General features: G+C 67.2%; 15 protein-coding genes and 1 riboswitch. Of the genes, 12 read left to right on the forward strand and 3 right to left on the reverse strand.

Going from position 1 to position 15,330, the window contains the following annotated elements; all coding sequences use genetic code 11:
• Window positions 1–93: 93 nt before the first annotated feature.
• Window positions 94–711: a TetR/AcrR family transcriptional regulator gene (locus tag ISN38_RS10965; protein WP_003469226.1), complete on the forward strand. Its 618-nt coding sequence runs from the start codon at window positions 94–96 to the stop codon at window positions 709–711.
• Window positions 712–970: 259 nt separating this feature from the next.
• A complete protein-coding gene (locus ISN38_RS10970; protein ID WP_003469229.1) occupies window positions 971–1,489 on the forward strand; it encodes a c-type cytochrome in 519 nt (172 codons plus the stop codon).
• 323 nt (window positions 1,490–1,812) lie between these two features.
• Here the strand turns inward: ISN38_RS10970 and ISN38_RS10975 are convergent, their stop codons facing one another.
• Entirely contained in the window at window positions 1,813–2,193 is a 381-nt protein-coding gene (locus tag ISN38_RS10975) for a MerC domain-containing protein (RefSeq protein ID WP_003469231.1), read from the reverse strand.
• Between the two features lie 284 nt (window positions 2,194–2,477).
• Window positions 2,478–3,785, reverse strand: a complete 1,308-nt coding sequence (locus ISN38_RS20370; RefSeq protein ID WP_241753930.1) for a hypothetical protein — start codon at window positions 3,783–3,785, stop codon at window positions 2,478–2,480.
• A 322-nt stretch (window positions 3,786–4,107) separates the two neighbouring features.
• Between ISN38_RS20370 and ISN38_RS10985 the strand changes: the two genes are divergently transcribed.
• Both ISN38_RS10985 and ISN38_RS10990 read left to right on the forward strand, forming a co-directional pair.
• On the forward strand, window positions 4,108–5,433 hold the full coding sequence (locus ISN38_RS10985) for a GTP-binding protein (RefSeq protein WP_003469236.1): 1,326 nt from the start codon (window positions 4,108–4,110) through the stop codon (window positions 5,431–5,433).
• 354 nt (window positions 5,434–5,787) lie between these two features.
• On the forward strand, window positions 5,788–6,759 hold the full coding sequence (locus ISN38_RS10990) for an IS110 family RNA-guided transposase (RefSeq protein ID WP_047324345.1): 972 nt from the start codon (window positions 5,788–5,790) through the stop codon (window positions 6,757–6,759).
• A gap of 97 nt (window positions 6,760–6,856) precedes the next feature.
• On the opposite strand, the gene ISN38_RS10995 is transcribed toward ISN38_RS10990, so the two are convergent.
• Window positions 6,857–7,720 (reverse strand): EamA family transporter, encoded by an 864-nt coding sequence (locus ISN38_RS10995; RefSeq protein ID WP_038237995.1) that lies wholly within the window; start codon window positions 7,718–7,720, stop codon window positions 6,857–6,859.
• Between the two features lie 84 nt (window positions 7,721–7,804).
• On the opposite strand from ISN38_RS10995, the gene ISN38_RS11000 reads away from it, so the two are divergent.
• The 8 genes from ISN38_RS11000 to ISN38_RS11030 all read left to right on the forward strand — a co-directional run bounded on the left by ISN38_RS11000 (window position 7,805) and on the right by ISN38_RS11030 (window position 15,326).
• On the forward strand, window positions 7,805–8,470 hold the full coding sequence (locus ISN38_RS11000; RefSeq protein WP_003469239.1) for an alpha/beta hydrolase: 666 nt from the start codon (window positions 7,805–7,807) through the stop codon (window positions 8,468–8,470).
• A 61-nt stretch (window positions 8,471–8,531) separates the two neighbouring features.
• Window positions 8,532–9,629 carry a cell division protein ZapE gene (gene zapE / locus ISN38_RS11005; protein ID WP_003469241.1) on the forward strand — a complete coding sequence of 366 codons (1,098 nt, stop codon included), beginning with the start codon at window positions 8,532–8,534 and terminating at the stop codon, window positions 9,627–9,629.
• 216 nt (window positions 9,630–9,845) lie between these two features.
• Window positions 9,846–10,313, forward strand: a complete 468-nt coding sequence (locus tag ISN38_RS11010) for a MarR family winged helix-turn-helix transcriptional regulator (protein ID WP_058363954.1) — start codon at window positions 9,846–9,848, stop codon at window positions 10,311–10,313.
• 116 nt (window positions 10,314–10,429) lie between these two features.
• Window positions 10,430–10,861, forward strand: coding sequence for an organic hydroperoxide resistance protein (locus ISN38_RS11015; RefSeq protein WP_003476604.1), 432 nt, complete (start codon window positions 10,430–10,432; stop codon window positions 10,859–10,861).
• A 156-nt stretch (window positions 10,862–11,017) separates the two neighbouring features.
• Window positions 11,018–11,191, forward strand: a complete 174-nt coding sequence (locus ISN38_RS11020) for a hypothetical protein (RefSeq protein WP_155604470.1) — start codon at window positions 11,018–11,020, stop codon at window positions 11,189–11,191.
• A gap of 55 nt (window positions 11,192–11,246) precedes the next feature.
• Window positions 11,247–11,417, forward strand: a complete 171-nt coding sequence (locus ISN38_RS11025; RefSeq protein WP_155522270.1) for a hypothetical protein — start codon at window positions 11,247–11,249, stop codon at window positions 11,415–11,417.
• Between the two features lie 753 nt (window positions 11,418–12,170).
• On the forward strand, window positions 12,171–12,302 hold the full coding sequence (locus tag ISN38_RS20590) for a hypothetical protein (protein ID WP_003469247.1): 132 nt from the start codon (window positions 12,171–12,173) through the stop codon (window positions 12,300–12,302).
• A gap of 204 nt (window positions 12,303–12,506) precedes the next feature.
• A riboswitch (cobalamin riboswitch) is annotated at window positions 12,507–12,727 on the forward strand.
• 181 nt (window positions 12,728–12,908) lie between these two features.
• The gene (locus ISN38_RS11030; RefSeq protein ID WP_003469250.1) at window positions 12,909–15,326 is read left to right on the forward strand and encodes a ribonucleoside-diphosphate reductase subunit alpha; all 2,418 of its coding nucleotides are present in this window, start codon (window positions 12,909–12,911) and stop codon (window positions 15,324–15,326) included.
• Window positions 15,327–15,330: the final 4 nt, after the last annotated feature.

A 15,330-nucleotide genomic window follows, 5' to 3' on the forward strand; every position in this document is an offset into this window, starting at 1 on the left:
AGAATCCAGGCGGCGCCGGGGAATGGACCCCAGCGTAGCCGGGAACGGCGAAGAAGTGAACAATAATTCATTAATTGAACCTGGAATCACCCCATGGCCTACAAACGCTCCGCGCTGATGGAAGAACGCCTTGCCGGCAACCGCCAGCGGATCCTGCTGGCGGCGCGGCGGCTGGTCGCCGCCGGCGGTTTCCGCGGTGCGCCGGTGACCGCGGTGGCGGCCGAGGCGGGGGTGTCCACCGGGCTGATCTACCGCCACTTCCCGTCCAAGGCCGAGCTGTTCGTGGAAGTGCTGACCGCGGCGGTGGACCACGAGCTGGCGATCCTGCGCGGCATCGCCGCCGAACCGGCACCGGCGGCGCAGCGCCTGCGCGCGGCGATCGCCTCGTTCGTGCGCCGCGCGCTGGCCGGGCCTGGGCTGGCCTACGCCTTCATCGCCGAGCCGGTGGAGCCGGAAGTGGACGCCGAGCGCATCCGCTGCCGGCGCCTGTTCGGCGATCTGTTCAAGGGCATCCTGGCCGAGGGCGTGGCCGCGGGCGAATTCCCGGCGCAGGACCTGGACGCGGCCGCCGCCTGCCTGGTCGGCGCCTACACCGAAGCCCTGGTCGGGCCGACCGCGCCCAGCCGTGACGGCCCGCGCGACAGCCACCGCCTGGTCGAGGCGGTATGCGGCTTCTGCCTGCGCGCGGTCGGCAGCGCGCAGGCGGGATAGGGCGCGCTTGCGCAGCGCCGTGTCGGCGCCGCCCCGGCCGCGTGCAGGACGACGCGGTCGCGGTTCGCGGCTGCGCTGCCAGCAGCGCATGGAAACAGCCATATTGCCGATGGCGTCTCCCGGCGCGACGCAAAACTGCTGCGATGCAGCAAGCAACGTCTGCGATTCGACGCCTCGCCGGACTGCCGTGCGCGGCAAACGCTGGCTATACTCGGCTGCGTAGCGGTGGTTCGGTCACCACGTGCCAAAGGGGTGTGATGTGCGGAATTACGACCTCGAATTCCTCAAGCGGTTCTCGTTGGTGCTCGGCCTGTTGGCCATCATCACGCTCGGGCTGATCGCGTTCGCTGCGTATTTGCACGGATCGATTCCGCCGGAGGTCTCGCCGGTGGCGCTCAAGCGCACCGAGGAACGCATCGCCCCGGCGGGCGCGGTCTATGCCGGCAGCACCGGCGCCGCGGCGCAGGCCGCCGCGCAGGCGGCGGCGCTGGCCAAGGCCTCGGCGCAGGTCGCCTACGGCGGCACCACCGACGGCAAGGTGATCTTCAACAACCTGTGCACCGCCTGCCACACCACCGGCGTCGGCAAGGCGCCGACCCTGGATCATTCGCATTGGGATGCGCGCATCGCGCAAGGCAAGGACACGCTGTACAAGCACGCGATCGAGGGCTACACCGGCCCCGATGGCGGGAGAATGCCGCCCAAGGGCGGCAATCCGGCGCTCAGCGAAGCGCAGGTCCACGCCACGGTGGACTGGATGCTGTCGAACCTGAAGTAACCTGCGCATCGCTGAGTCCGGCGCTGGCGCCGCAGCTGCGCGGCGCGGCCGAATGGCACGTCAACGCGGATTCGCCCGACACCGACGGCTACCGCGAACGCAATCTGCCCGGCCCGTGGCGCAGCTCCGATCACGCCCCATTGCTGCTGGGCTTTGAACTCTGAGAGTCGGCATGCGGGATGCGTTGCAGCGGAGCGGCGCGAGCTGCGGCGATCGGGTGGGGGGCGCTGCCTCGAATCCAGGAATCGCGCAGAGCTGCGTGGGTAGCTGATTCACCGAAGAAAGAAGCGTACGCGTCCCCGCTTTTGCCAATCCGCAATCCCCTAGCAGGGCCGATGCCCATTGCGCCGCCAGTTCCACAGGTGCGCACTCGCCAGTAGCAGGCTGCCGGCCACGGTGGCCGGGGTCTCGGCCTGCGCGCTGGGGAATCCGGTCGCGCCGGCCAGCAATCCGCACAGGCCCAGCCCGGCCATCGTCCACAGCGGCCACGGCAGCGGACCCTGCCGCTGTGCGCGCCATAGCGCCAGCCCGGCCAGCGGCAGCGCGATCGCCACGAACAACCCATGCACCCACTCGGCCTGCGCCCACACGCCGAACAGCGGCAGGGCGGCAGCCAGCAAGGGCAGGGCCAGGCAGTGCGCCAGGCACAGCGCAGACAGCAGCACCGCGGAGGCGTCGAAAAAGGGGTGGGGCAGGGATTTCATGGGCGGCGACTCCGGCGCAATAGCGTTATATAATAACATTGCGCTGCGGGCCGCAAACGCGTCGCATCGCGCTTGCTGGATGCACCGCTGCCGTTGCAGGCGACAGCGGTGTCGATGGCGCGATCATGACGCCCAAGCGGGGAGGTGGGGGCGCGATGGCCGGGATGCTGGACGACCTGAAATAGCCTTCGCTGCCTGTGTCCAGGCTTGGCATCTCACTGCCATGCCGACCGGCGTTCATTGCATTTCGCCGCGACGCGAGCAGGCGTCCCATCCGGCTCGGATTAGTAGTAGTAGCCCTGAGCGTTTGCCTCATCCTCCTCGGCATAGTCTTTTTCACGCATCTGCACCCGTTCCTCGGGGGTCGTCGGAATGCTATCCATGAGCCGTCGCGCGCCCATGCGCTCCAACTGATCGTCGGTGTCCTGAACGATCTTTTCCAGCTTCACAAGATTGTCGTAGCCCTGCATCATGCGTTCGAGAAGTCGCACATCTTTGTGGGGCGCGCCGCTATCGCGCAAGGACTGCAGACGGCGCTCGGCGCGCGCGTAATGGCGCGCGAACTTCGCCGGCTGCAGTCCTTGTGCCTGGGCAGCACGCAATTTGTTCGCATTGAACTGCATGACATCTTGCTGGACGCTGGCCACACGGCTGGTGGTGGTCCTTGGCGCAGAGATCGTCTCCAGTGGCCCGAGCGCGCGCAGCATGTCAGCGAGTTGGCGATCGCGCGCCTGGTTGCGCGTCTTGATCAGCGCAGTGCGGCTGTCGAGCACATGCTGCTCCTGCGGCGTCGGCTCGCGATTTTCTTCCAACAGTTTGCTCGATATCGCGTATTTCGCCTTGTCCAGTGCAGCCAATTCCGCATTCAGGGCGCGGATCGAAGGTTCTCGACGGGTACGCTGCGCGATTGGCTTTTCGGCCTGGGCCTGGGCCTGGGCATGTGCGTGGTCGGGTCTGTGCGTCGGTACGCTCAATTCAGCCTTCAGCTCATTGAGCAAGTGCTGCTCCAATGGGGTCGGATCGCGTTCCTCATGCAGCATGTTGATCAATGCATCGTGTTTGCCATAGTGCGTTGAGGGCTTGGGGTGCGCGCGCGATGGCATGCCCTCCATCGCCTGGGCATGGGCAGCGCGGCGCATCGGCGCGGCCTGTGGCGCGGGTCGGGTCGGAGCGGCTGCAGCAGGTGGACGGGTGCTGCGTTGTGGCGCGTTTCCGGACGCTTGCGTGGCATGGCGTTGCTGTTTACTGAAGGCCGTTGCCGTTGCCGTTGCCGTTGGCCGGCGACCAGCGACATTTGCCGGTCCCGACGCTTCGCGCGATGGCCGTGGCGAGGTTGCAGTCTGCTGCTGGGATATTTTCCTTTGCAGCGAAAGCAGCGATTTTTGTGCCGAATTCAATGATTTCTGCATCGCGCTGAGCAGATCCTTCGGCCTCCCTGCATCCCCCCCCGAATGGGAACGAGGGGCGCGGCCCAACGGCTGCGGGATGCTCGCCGCGCCATCGGTCTTGGCAGCGCCATGCACGTGATTGCCAGCAGGCGTGGCGGTTGGCTCAGGAGCGACCCTTGATTTGTTGAAAAACGATAGCTTCATGGCCAACTTCCGACGATCGATTATCAAACAACGCTACGTGATCGCGCGCCTCCAGGTGCAAGGAATGCGAAGTTGTTTCGTCTGAAGCGAGGGGTTGGCGTGCAGCAACGTGATGCATCAACGGTTGCGCATACCGCGGATGCTCGGCGACGCAGTCACCGACATCCGCCGACGATGCCATCCGAACCGGATGGACAGGGGCGTTTTATAGAGGCTTCAAGCCCGGGGTGAGGGAGCGCATTGGTGCGCGATCCGACCGGGATTGACATGTTATACAGTAACATGTGAAGGTGACATCCAAAGCCGCTTGCCAACGTTCGCCATGCCCTCGACCGCCGTGCTCGACCGCCGCCTTCCCGTCACCGTCCTGTCCGGCTTCCTCGGCGCCGGCAAGACCACCTTGCTCAACCGCGTGCTGCGCAACCGCGACGGCCGCCGCGTGGCGGTGATCGTCAACGACATGAGCGAGATCAACATCGATGCCGCGCTGATCCGCGACGGCGGCGCCGCGCTCAGCCGCACCGAAGAGACCCTGGTCGAGTTCAGCAACGGCTGCATCTGTTGCACGCTGCGCGAGGACCTGCGCCAGGAGGTGCAGCGTCTGGCCGATAGCGGCCGCTACGACTACCTGCTGATCGAATCCACCGGCATTTCCGAGCCGATGCCGGTCGCCGCCACCTTCGCGGTGCGCGACGAACACGGCTTCAGCCTGGCGGATGTGGCGCGGCTGGACACCATGCTCACGGTGGTCGATGCGGTGAGCTTCCTGCGCGATTTCGGCTCGACCGAGCGCCTGGCCGAGCGCGGCCTGCAGGCTGGCGCCGACGACGAACGCGGCCTGGTCAACCTGCTGGTGGAGCAGATCGAATTTGCCGACGTGATCGTGATCGGCAAGTGCGACCTGGCCAGCGCGGACACGGTGGCGCGCACCCGCGCGGTGCTGCGCGCGCTGAACCGCGATGCGCGCATTGTCGAGGCCCGCGACGGCGACGTGCCATTGGACCTGGTGCTGGACACCGGCCGTTTCGATTTCGTGCGCGCACAGCTGGCGCCGGGCTGGATGCAGGCGCTGCGCGGCGAGCACACGCCGGAGACCGAGCAGTTCGGCATCGGCAGCTTCGTCTACCGCGCGCAGCGTCCGTTCCATCCGTTGCGCTTCGCGCGCCTGGCGCAGCGCGGCCTGCACGACGTGATCCGCAGCAAGGGCTTCTTCTGGCTGGCCAGTCGCATGGATTGGGTCGGCGAACTGTCCATCGTCGGCGCGGCCACGCAGACCCAGGCGGCCGGCTTCTGGTACGCGGCGCGCGAACGCGTGGAGCAGGGCCTGCTGGACACCCCGCTGCCGTTGCCGCCGCAACCGCTGCCTTACACCGAGCTGGGTTGGCAGCGGCAGCACAGCGCGTGCTGGAGCGCGCCGCCGCCGCAGGTCGAAGAGGTGGGCGACGCGCGCGAATACGCAGCCTTGCGCGCGTTGTGGCATCCGCTGTGGGGCGACCGCCGCCAGGAGCTGGCGCTGATCGGTGTCGGCCTGGACGAAGCGCGGGTGCGCGCCGAACTCGACGCCTGCCTGCTCAACGACACCGAACTGGGGCGCGGGCCATTGGCCTGGCAGGCGCTGGCCGATCCGTTCCCGGTGTGGCGGCGCTGAGTTTGTTGCCGATGGCTTCGACGTTTCGGGCTTGGCGTGTGGGCCGCATTGGTCCAGACACCGGCCCTGCATGGATGGCTCCGCGCTGCGTTCGTCGCGGCTGAAGCCGCTCCTTGTATCTGGACATAGGGCCCCTACGGCGTTATGTCTTCCGACTGATCATCGGAGGAGGTGCCGGAAGTCCAGTCGCTCCTGAAGCTTCGAGCTTGTGCTGTAGATCGGCTCCCGCCCTCCGTTTGCTGGCCCACGATGTCCGTACGGTATCCAGAGTCCGCCGCTGGCGTGAACTCGCATCCACAAGGCAGGACCGGGCGCAGCGATGATCGTGTTCACCCCACGATGGAGGAATCGCTCATGTCCCCAGTCGTCGGCATCGACGTCGCCAAACGCAGTTTCGACCTGGCTATCGACCTGGCCAACAGCAAGTACCGCACCAAGGCCAAGCTCCCCAACGATCCGAAGGGCTTTCAGATCCTGCAGACGTGGCTGCAAACCCATGCGCAGGCGGACAGCTGGATCGTGATGGAAGCCACCGGCACCTACCACGAGGCCCTGGCCGAGTTCGTGTATGGGTTGGGATACCGCGTGTGCGTGCTCAATCCGGCGCAGATGGCGCTGTATGCACGCAGCCAGCTAACCCGGGTCAAGACCGACCGCAGCGATGCCAAGCTGATCGCCAGCTACGGCCAGCGCCATGCGGCCCAGCTGCGGCCCTGGCAGCCCGATCCGCCGGCGCTCAAGCGGCTCAAGGCGCTGGTGCGGCGCCGGGACGACCTGTTGCAGATGCTGCAGATGGAGCGCAACCGCTTAGACGTCGCAGCACTGGTGGTGCGCGACTCGCTCCTGGAGAACATCGGCCAGTTGCAGGCGCGCATCGCGCAGATCGAACGGGCCATCGACGACCAGATCGATCAGGACCCCACCTTGCGTGGGCAGCGCGAACTGCTGGTGAGCATCGACGGGATCGCCGGCACCAGCGCGGCGTTGATGCTGGCGGAACTGGGCAATGTGGAGCGCTTCGCCCATGCCTCGGCAGTGACCGCCTTTGCCGGGCTCAACCCCCGGCTGCAGGAGTCCGGCAAGCGTCAGGGCCAGGTCTGCATCTCCCGCACCGGCTCCCCGCGCCTGCGCGCCGGCCTGTTCCTGCCGGCCTTGGTCGCCATGACCCACAACCCAGTCGTCCGTGCGCTGAAGCAGCGCATGCGCGAGCGTGGCAAGGCCAACAAGCAGATCATCTGCGCCGCCATGCGCAAGCTGCTGCACATCGCCTACGGCGTGCTCAAATCACGCACGCCCTTCGATCCTCAAAAGACCCTTGTCTGTTAGGGAGGAAGACGGTATCTACAGTGCACCCAGCAGGCGATCCGCAGGCCGTGTAGGAGCGGCTTCAGCCGCGACAGAACCCGTGGCGCACGCACCACCGCTAACCGCGCGCACCGACCGCGATCAGCACGATCGCCAGCAGCGCCGCCAACAGACCCGCGCGGTTGCAGGCGCTGGTCTTCTCGCCGAAAATCAGCACGCCTAGCAGCACGCCGAGCACGATCACGCCCAGGTTCATCGCCGCGAACACCACCGCCGGGCTGTCCGGCAGCGCCTGGTGCGCACGCACGTAGAACGCGATGTTGCCGAAGTTGAGCGTGCCCAGCAGCAGCCCGGCGCCGACGTTGCGCCAGGCCAGCGGCGCGGTGCCGCGCAGATGCCGCCACAGCAGCACGCCGAGCAGCAACACGAAGGCGATCGCGAAGGCGACCAGCAGCGAGGCGGCGAACGGCGTGCCGGCCTGGGCGATGCGTTTGAGCGACACGTCGATCAGGGCGAAGCCGGCCCACACCAGCAGCAGCCATGGCGCGGCGCGCGCTGCGCCGGCCGGCACCGGTTCGGGCCGGTGCACGATGCCGGCGATGGCCAGCAGGCCCAGCATCAGCCCGGCCAGCTTGTCGCCGTTGGCGCGCTCGCCGAACAGCGCGAACGCGGCCGCCAGCGACAGCAGCAGCGACAACCGTTGCGCCGCGTCGGTGCGCACGATGCCGGCCAGCGCCACCGCGCGGCCCAGCACCAGGAACAGCGCCGGCAGCAGCACGGCCAGGCCCAGCAGCGCGATCCACGGCGTCTGCGCGCTACGTAATGTGGCCAGTGGCGGTTGCAGCAGCGCCGCGCACAGCAACGCGGCGGCCAGATAGTTCCAGGTCACCGCCTGGGCCAGGTCGATGCGCCGGCGCGGCGCCAGCTTCAGCAGCGCCGAGACCAGCACGCTGCACACCACACTCAGAAGAACGAACGCCACGCGCAGGGGATCCGGTCGGGGAAGGGAACGCTGCGTGCGCGTGGCCTGCATGTGGCCTGCACCCAGCCCCGCTATTATGAGCGCATGACCTCTCCCGCTTTCCCTACTCAATCCGGCGCGTTGACGCTGGACGGTCCCGTCGGCCCGCTCGAGGCCGCGGTCGATCTGCCCGATGCCGCGGTGTCCGCCTTGCCGGTCACTGCGATCGTCTGCCACCCGCTGTCCACCGAGGGCGGCACCATGCACAACAAGGTGGTGACGATGGTCGCCCGCGCGCTGCGCGAACTCGGCGTGCATGTGGTGCGCTTCAACTTCCGGAGCGTCGGCGCCTCGGCCGGCAGTTTCGACCATGGCGACGGCGAGCAGCAGGACCTGGCCGCAGTGGCGGCCTGGGTGCGCGCGCAGCGCCCGCACGACGCGCTGTGGCTGGCCGGCTTCAGTTTCGGCGCCTATGTGTCCCTGCGCGCTAGCGCCGCGCTGCAGCCACAGGCGTTGGTCTCGATCGCGCCGCCCGCCGGGCGCTGGGATTTCACCGGGGTGGAACCGCCGCCGCAGTGGCTGGTGATCCAGGGCGACGCCGACGAGATCGTCGAGCCGCAGGCCGTGTACGACTGGCTGGAGACGCTGCCGCAGCAGCCCGAGTTGGTGCGCATGCCCGACACCAGCCATTTCTTCCACCGCAAGCTGATCGACCTGCGCGGCGCCTTGCAGCACGGGGTCAAGGCATGGCTGCCGGCGAAACAGGCGTGAGCGCGTTGCGTGGACAGGCGGCCGCAGGGTCACAGGCAGGGCGCTGCGCGGACACGCGCCGATGAGCGCCGCGGCCACGCCTTCGCAGCGCTACGCCGCCGGCGTGGCGCGCGGCGATTGGCGCGACGACCCGGCGCAGCACGCCGCGCTGGCCGCGCTGGACCGCATCCACGACGCGATCGTGGACAGCGACCAGGACGGCTGGCTGGATCGCCTGGCCGCGTTCTGGAAAAAGCCCAAGCCGGTGCGCGGCCTGTACTTCTGGGGCGGTGTAGGCCGCGGCAAGACCTTCCTGGTCGATCTGTTCTACGACGGCCTGCCGATCGAGCAGAAGTACCGCACCCACTTCCACCGTTTCATGCGCGGCGTGCACGAGCGCCTGCGCGAGCACGCCGGGCAGAGCGATCCGTTGGCCAGGATCGCGCAGGAATGGCGCACCCGGTTGCGCGTGCTGGTACTGGACGAATTCTTCGTCACCGACATCGGCGATGCGATGCTGCTGGCGCGGCTGCTGGAGCGCCTGTTCGCCGAGGGCGTGACCCTGGTCACCACCTCCAACACCGCGCCGCAGCACCTGTACCTCAACGGCCTGCAGCGCGAGAGCTTCCTGCCGGCGATCGCGCTGCTGCAGAAGTACTGCGTGGAGCTGTACGCCGAGGGCACCGAGGACTACCGCATGCGCGCGCTGACCCGCTCGCCGGTGTACTGCGCGCCGCTGGATGCGCAGTCCGATGCATGGTTGGGCGGGCGCTGGGGCGAACTCAGCGGCAATGAAGCCGCGCGCAGCGGCAACATCGTCATCGAGGCGCGCAAGATCCCGGTGCGCGGCCGCGGCAAGAGCATCGCCTGGTTCGATTTCGCCGCGCTGTGCGAAGGCCCGCGCGGGCCGGCCGACTACATCGAGATCGCGCGCGAGTTCAACACCGTGCTGCTCGGCGGCATCCCGCACTTCGACCGCATGAACGAGGACGCGGCACGGCGCTTCGTCAACCTGATCGACGAACTGTACGACCGCCAGGTCAACCTGGTCTGCACCGCGCAGGACCCGCCACCGCAGCTGTACAGCGGCGAGCGCCTGGCCGGCGCCTTCGAGCGCACCGCCTCGCGCCTGATCGAGATGCAGAGCGCCGAGTACCTGGCCACCGCGCACCGCGCCTGAGAGGGGTGTGCGGGCCGCGCAATGCCCTGGTTAGTGTCGAATTGCGCTGTGCCGCGGCGCAGCGGCCGGCACGTGTCGTGTACACGCAACGCTTGCCGCTTGCGTTCGTCGCGGCAGACGTTGCATTCCTGTCTGGGCCGACGGCGTACCTGCCGATCGGTGCAGGCTGGAAGAAATTGCTTGCAATTAAATAGCGCACTATATAAATTGCCCTCCATGACGAAGCAGCGCACCCCCGCCGAGATCCCCAGCCGCGACGCGGCGCTGCAGTTGGACCAGCAGTTGTGCTTCGCGCTGTACTCGGCCAACCTGGCCATGCACAAGCTCTACCGCGGCCTGCTGAAGACGCTGGACCTGACCTATCCGCAGTACCTGGTGATGCTGGTGCTGTGGGAAGGGGGGGCGTGCACGGTCGGGGCGATCGGCGAGCGCCTGTTCCTGGATTCGGCCACGCTGACGCCGCTGCTGAAGCGCCTGCAGGCCGGTGGCCTGGTCACACGCGAACGCTCGGCCGACGACGAGCGTCAGGTCGTGGTGCGTCTGACCAGGGCCGGCCGCGCGTTGCGCAACAAGGCCGGCGCGGTGCCCGAGCAGGTGTTCTGCGCGGCGGCGTGCTCGCTGCAGGAACTGCGCCAGCTCAAGCAGCAACTGGAAACCTTGCGTGGCAACCTGGGCGGCGGCTGATGTCGTTGCCACGCCGCCGCCACCGGCCCATGACGTTCCGTTAATTAAGTAGTGTGCTATTCAATAGCTGTCAATCAACCGGCGCGACGCGCCTCACCTCACCAGGAGCAACCACCATGGCCTCACCCGAAAAGATCCTCTACACCGCCCACGCCACCGCGACCGGCGGCCGCGAAGGCCGCGCCGTGTCCTCCGACAAGGCGCTGGACGTGAAGCTGTCCACCCCGCGCGAACTGGGCGGTGCGGGCGGCGACGGCACCAATCCGGAGCAGCTGTTCGCGGCCGGCTATTCGGCCTGCTTCATCGGCGCGATGAAGGCGGTGGCCGCGCAGGACAAGCAAAAGCTGCCGGGCGAGATCAGCATCGAAGGCAGCGTCGGTATCGGCCAGATCCCGGGCGGCTTCGGCATCGCGGTGGAACTGCGCATCGCGGTGCCGGGCATGCCGCGCGAAGAGCTGCAGGCGCTGGTCGACAAGGCGCACCAGGTCTGCCCGTATTCCAACGCGACCCGCGGCAACATCGACGTGAATCTGGTCGTCCTCGACTGATCGATGCGGCGTGTCCGAAGCCCCCGTCGCGCGTCCTGCGCGGCGGGGTTTTTTGTTGTCTGTCATACGGCAATAGCCCTAGCCATCATGGCGCACGCGCTGCGACGCCATCGAGAGCGAGGGCGGCAGTTGGTCGGCCGAGAACAGACGACTGTCATGACGCTGATCTGCGAACAATTCGAACAACGAGGCCTTCCTTACTGCGCGAGCGCGCGATTTTGCGATGATGTCAGCATCGATCCGGTGCAGACGTGGCGGTTGCTGGGAATTGGGTTGTCGGCAGCGCTGAACGGGCCGGCGACGATCCGGTTCGGATCATTCCGGATGTGAGCGAGCGTGATCGCTTTGCTTTGTACGCGCTGCGGTTATTGGCATCCCACCGACCGTGGCTGCCAGCTCCGCTGTTACTTCTGCTGTTGCTTCTGCTGTTGCCGTTGCTGCCGCCTTTGCTTTTGCTTTTGATCTACCGGGTCCCCTCGGTGCGGCAGACCCGGCGGGCGAATACCTGAAGGGCGGCGCGCAGGATGCGCGACGTTTTTCGCTGGCACATGGGTGAGCCGGATAAAGGCGAAGCACTGCTTCGCCCCGGCGAACGGGCAGGCGCCGTGAGGCACCTGCCCCGGGCTTGGCCGCGTAGCGGACATGTGCCATCGAAAAATGCCCGTTGGGGCTGCGGACCCGGAGCGCGCCCTCCGCGCTGCGCGCTCAGGGTCCGCGTCCATACCGGGGATTCGCGGAAGGGGCATCCTGCCCCTGCCGCGAACGGCGCACATCCTTGTGCGCCGCCCCTTCGGGGTTTTTCCCCGCCATGACCGCCGCTTCGGAAAGGAACCGGTAAGTCAAAGACAACAGCCGGAGCAACAGCAACAGCCACAGCTCACGCGATGACGCTGACAACAGCGCCGACGGCGGCGGGCCGCCTGTCATGGCGGCAGCGACCGCATCGCCCTTGTACCGAACCCTTTGCCGTACCGACAGCCGCGGCGGCATTGCTGTGGCGCAAATTTAGGTGGAACTGGGTCAATGCAATAGTGCGAATCTCATCACTTTCGTTCGCGCCATGCTCAGTTCCGCCTACGATGCCGAGACCGTCGCCGCTTGCATCCAGGGCGCGCGCCGCGTGCTGGTCCTCACCGGCGCGGGTATGTCCGCCGAGAGTGGCGTGCCGACCTTCCGTGGTCAGGACGCAGCCTGTAGGCGCGCTTCGATCCGCCGCAACTCGCTACCGAGGACGCCTGGCGGGCGGACCCGGTGCTGGTGTGGGGTTGGTACCGCTGGCGCATGGCCATCGTCGCGCAGGCCAAGCCGCATGCCGGGCGCCACGCGCGTGGTCGGCCTCAATCCCGAGCCCAGCGGCCTGTCTTCGCGCGCCGACGTGCACTGGCGCGATAGCGCCGCGGCGGCACTGCCGCTGTTGCTGCAGCGCTGGCCGGCGCGCTGACGCCGGCGCAAGCGCCGCGCCGCGGCAATCGCGACACACCGCCAGTGCCGCCGCGGCGGCCCTTGCCGCGTCTGCGATACGGCCCGCTCCAGGCGCGATCCGGCGCCCGCTCGCAGGGTTTTGCCGCCCGCAGCGGCAAACTCTTGCCCCGCTTGGGTTTTCAGTTTTATGACTACATTTAGCGTTGACGACGCCCGGGGACCACACTATCTTGTGGTGGTCGGTTCCAGCGGCCACCAGGCTGCGGGATCAAAAGGGAAGCCGGTGCGGCGCGCGAGCGCTCAGGCCGGCGCTGCCCCGCAGCGGTAATTGGGAACGAACCCGTCACCCGCACTGAGGCGCCTGCCTTGGGAAGCGATGGGCTAGGAACCGGCCATCGGCCGTCGCCCATAAGCCCGAAGACCTGCCGACAGCCGCGCGATGCACACAGCGCGGCGCCGACCGTTGCATCTCCGGGGGGAGAAGGTCGGTGAAGCGTTGACCGCCCGTAGGCCTCGCGCCTGCGCCATTGCGGTCTCTGCGACACCGCGCTCCACCCTTGCTGATCCGGTCGGAGCGTTGCCTGCGAGGGTCAGGCAGCCAGGTGCACCATGCTTGGAGACCTTCATGAGCCAGACCCACAGCCTGCCGGCCGCAGCCCCCCTCGACACCGCCGACGTCGATCCCACGCCTGCCGCCGCCGCCGCGGCGCAGCCCGACGCGGCCGCCAGCGAGCCGAGCAACGACCAGCGCGCCGTGACCTGGATCGTCAAGGACGGCGGCAACCGCCGCATGGCCTTCGACCGCTCGCGCCTGCAGCGCACCCTGGACCGGATCCATGCCGAGTTCCCGCAGCTGGACGTGGCCGACTACGAGCGCAAGGCGTTCGCCTTCGTCGAGAAGAAGGAAAGCCTGTCGGCCGACGAGATGGTCGACTACCTGATCCGCGAGGCCGAGTCGCGCGTGGACATCGCCACGCCGGAGTGGGAGTACTTCGCCGCGCGCCTGTACCTGCATCGCCTGTACAAGCGCGCCAGCAAGAACCGTTTCTACGATGCCGGCGAAAAGTACGGCTCCTACGTCGGCCTGCAGGAAAGCCTGGCCGACCGCGGCGTGTACTCGATCGACATCCTCAAGAACTACTCCAAGGACGAACTCGCCGAAGCCGGCAAGATGATCGACCCGGAGCGCGACAAGCTGTTCGCCTACAACGGCCTGTATCTGCTGGCCACGCGCTATCTTGCCACCGACAACTCGCGCAAGGTCTACGAACTGCCGCAGGAGCGCTGGCTGACCATCGCGCTGTACCTGATGCAGGACGAGAAGCCTCGCGAACGCCGCATGCAGTTGGTCGGCGAGGCGTACTGGGCGCTGTCCAACCTGTACATGACCGTGGCCACGCCAACCCTGGCCAATGCCGGCAAGATCGGCGGGCAGCTGTCGAGCTGCTTCATCGACACCGTCGACGACAGCCTGCAGGGCATCTACGACTCCAACACCGACGTGGCGCGCGTGTCCAAGCACGGCGGCGGCGTCGGCGCCTACCTGGGCTACGTGCGTTCGTCCGGCTCGGCGATCCGCGGGGTCAAGAATTCCAGCGGCGGCGTGGTGCCGTGGATCAAGCAGCTCAACAACACCGCGGTGTCGGTGGACCAGCTCGGCCAGCGCAAGGGCGCCATCGCCGTGTACCTGGACATCTGGCACCGCGACATCGAGGCGTTCCTGGACCTGCGCCTGAACAATGGCGACCAGCGCCTGCGCGCGCACGATGTGTTCACCGCGGTGTGCGTGCCGGACATCTTCATGGAAGCGGTGGAGCGCCGCGGCGAGTGGTACCTGTTCGACCCGCACGAGGTGAAGGAGGTCAAGGGCTGGTATCTGCAGGACTTCTTCGACGAGAAGCGCGGCGAAGGCACGTTCCGCGCCAGGTACGAGGAAGTGGTCGCCGACGAGCGCATCGGCCGCAAAGTGGTCAAGGCCATCGACATGCTCAAGCGGATCATGGTCAGCCAGCTGGAGACCGGCAACCCGTTCATGTTCTATCGCGACGAAGTCAATCGCATGAACCCGAACAAGCACCAGGGCATGGTCTATTCCAGCAACCTGTGCACCGAAATCCTGCAGAACATGAGCCCGACCCGGGTCATCCAGGAGATGATCAGCGGCGACCAGATCGTGACCACCAAGCAGGCCGGCGACTTCGTGGTGTGCAACCTGTCCTCGGTGAACCTGGGCCGCGCGGTCACCGCGCAGCCGGACCTGCTGTCGCCGGACGTGCTGGAACGGCTGATCCGGGTGCAGGTGCGCATGCTCGACAACGTCATCGATCTCAACGATCTGCCGGTGCCGCAGGCCACCATCACCAACCAGAAGTACCGCGCGATCGGCCTGGGCACCTTCGGCTGGCACCACCTGCTGGCGCAGAAGGGCATCGAGTGGAATTCCAGGCAGGCCGAGGACTACTGCGACGAACTGTACGAGCGCATCAACTACCTGACCATCCAGGCGAGCCTGGCGCTGGCCAAGGAGAAGGGCGCGTACAAGGTGTTCAAGGGCAGCGACTGGCAGAACGGCGAGTACTTCAGCAAGCGCGGTTACGACAGCGCGCAGTGGCAGGAACTGGCTGCGCAGGTCAGCATCAACGGCGTGCGCAACGCGTGGATGATCGCGGTGGCGCCGAACATGAGCACCGCGCAGATTGCCGGCTCCACCGCCTCGATCGACCCGATCTACAGCGCGTTCTACTACGAAGAGAAGAAGGACTTCCGCCGCCCGGTGGTGGCGCCGGGCCTGAACGTGGACACCTATCCGTACTACGAGAAGGGCGCCTACCGGGTCGACCAGTTCGCCAGCGTGCGCCAGAACGCGCGCCGCCAGCGCCACGTCGACCAGTCGATCAGCTTCAACTTCTACGTGCCCAGCACGATCCGCGCCAGCACCCTGCTCGACCTGCACATGACCGCGTGGAAGGAAGGCCTGAAGACCACCTACTACGTTCGCTCCAACGACATCGACATCAGCGAATGCGAGTGGTGCTCGAGCTGATCGC

It is taken from the genome of Xanthomonas translucens pv. undulosa, assembly GCF_017301775.1.
Classification (GTDB): Bacteria; Pseudomonadota; Gammaproteobacteria; order Xanthomonadales; family Xanthomonadaceae; genus Xanthomonas_A; species Xanthomonas_A translucens.

What these genes read in the sequence shown, in the direction of transcription:
- ISN38_RS11015 (WP_003476604.1), top strand. Translation starts at nt 10,430, where the DNA reads ATGGCCTCACCCGAAAAGATCCTCTACACCGCCCACGCCACCGCGACC.
- ISN38_RS10965 (WP_003469226.1), top strand. Translation starts at nt 94, where the DNA reads ATGGCCTACAAACGCTCCGCGCTGATGGAAGAACGCCTTGCCGGCAAC.
- ISN38_RS10990 (WP_047324345.1), top strand. Translation starts at nt 5,788, where the DNA reads ATGTCCCCAGTCGTCGGCATCGACGTCGCCAAACGCAGTTTCGACCTG.
- zapE (WP_003469241.1), top strand. Translation starts at nt 8,532, where the DNA reads ATGAGCGCCGCGGCCACGCCTTCGCAGCGCTACGCCGCCGGCGTGGCG.
- ISN38_RS10975 (WP_003469231.1), bottom strand. Translation starts at nt 2,193, where the DNA reads ATGAAATCCCTGCCCCACCCCTTTTTCGACGCCTCCGCGGTGCTGCTG.
- ISN38_RS20590 (WP_003469247.1), top strand. Translation starts at nt 12,171, where the DNA reads ATGCCGGGCGCCACGCGCGTGGTCGGCCTCAATCCCGAGCCCAGCGGC.
- ISN38_RS20370 (WP_241753930.1), bottom strand. Translation starts at nt 3,785, where the DNA reads ATGAAGCTATCGTTTTTCAACAAATCAAGGGTCGCTCCTGAGCCAACC.
- ISN38_RS11030 (WP_003469250.1), top strand. Translation starts at nt 12,909, where the DNA reads ATGAGCCAGACCCACAGCCTGCCGGCCGCAGCCCCCCTCGACACCGCC.
- ISN38_RS10985 (WP_003469236.1), top strand. Translation starts at nt 4,108, where the DNA reads ATGCCCTCGACCGCCGTGCTCGACCGCCGCCTTCCCGTCACCGTCCTG.
- ISN38_RS11020 (WP_155604470.1), top strand. Translation starts at nt 11,018, where the DNA reads ATGACGCTGATCTGCGAACAATTCGAACAACGAGGCCTTCCTTACTGC.
- ISN38_RS11000 (WP_003469239.1), top strand. Translation starts at nt 7,805, where the DNA reads ATGACCTCTCCCGCTTTCCCTACTCAATCCGGCGCGTTGACGCTGGAC.
- ISN38_RS11010 (WP_058363954.1), top strand. Translation starts at nt 9,846, where the DNA reads ATGACGAAGCAGCGCACCCCCGCCGAGATCCCCAGCCGCGACGCGGCG.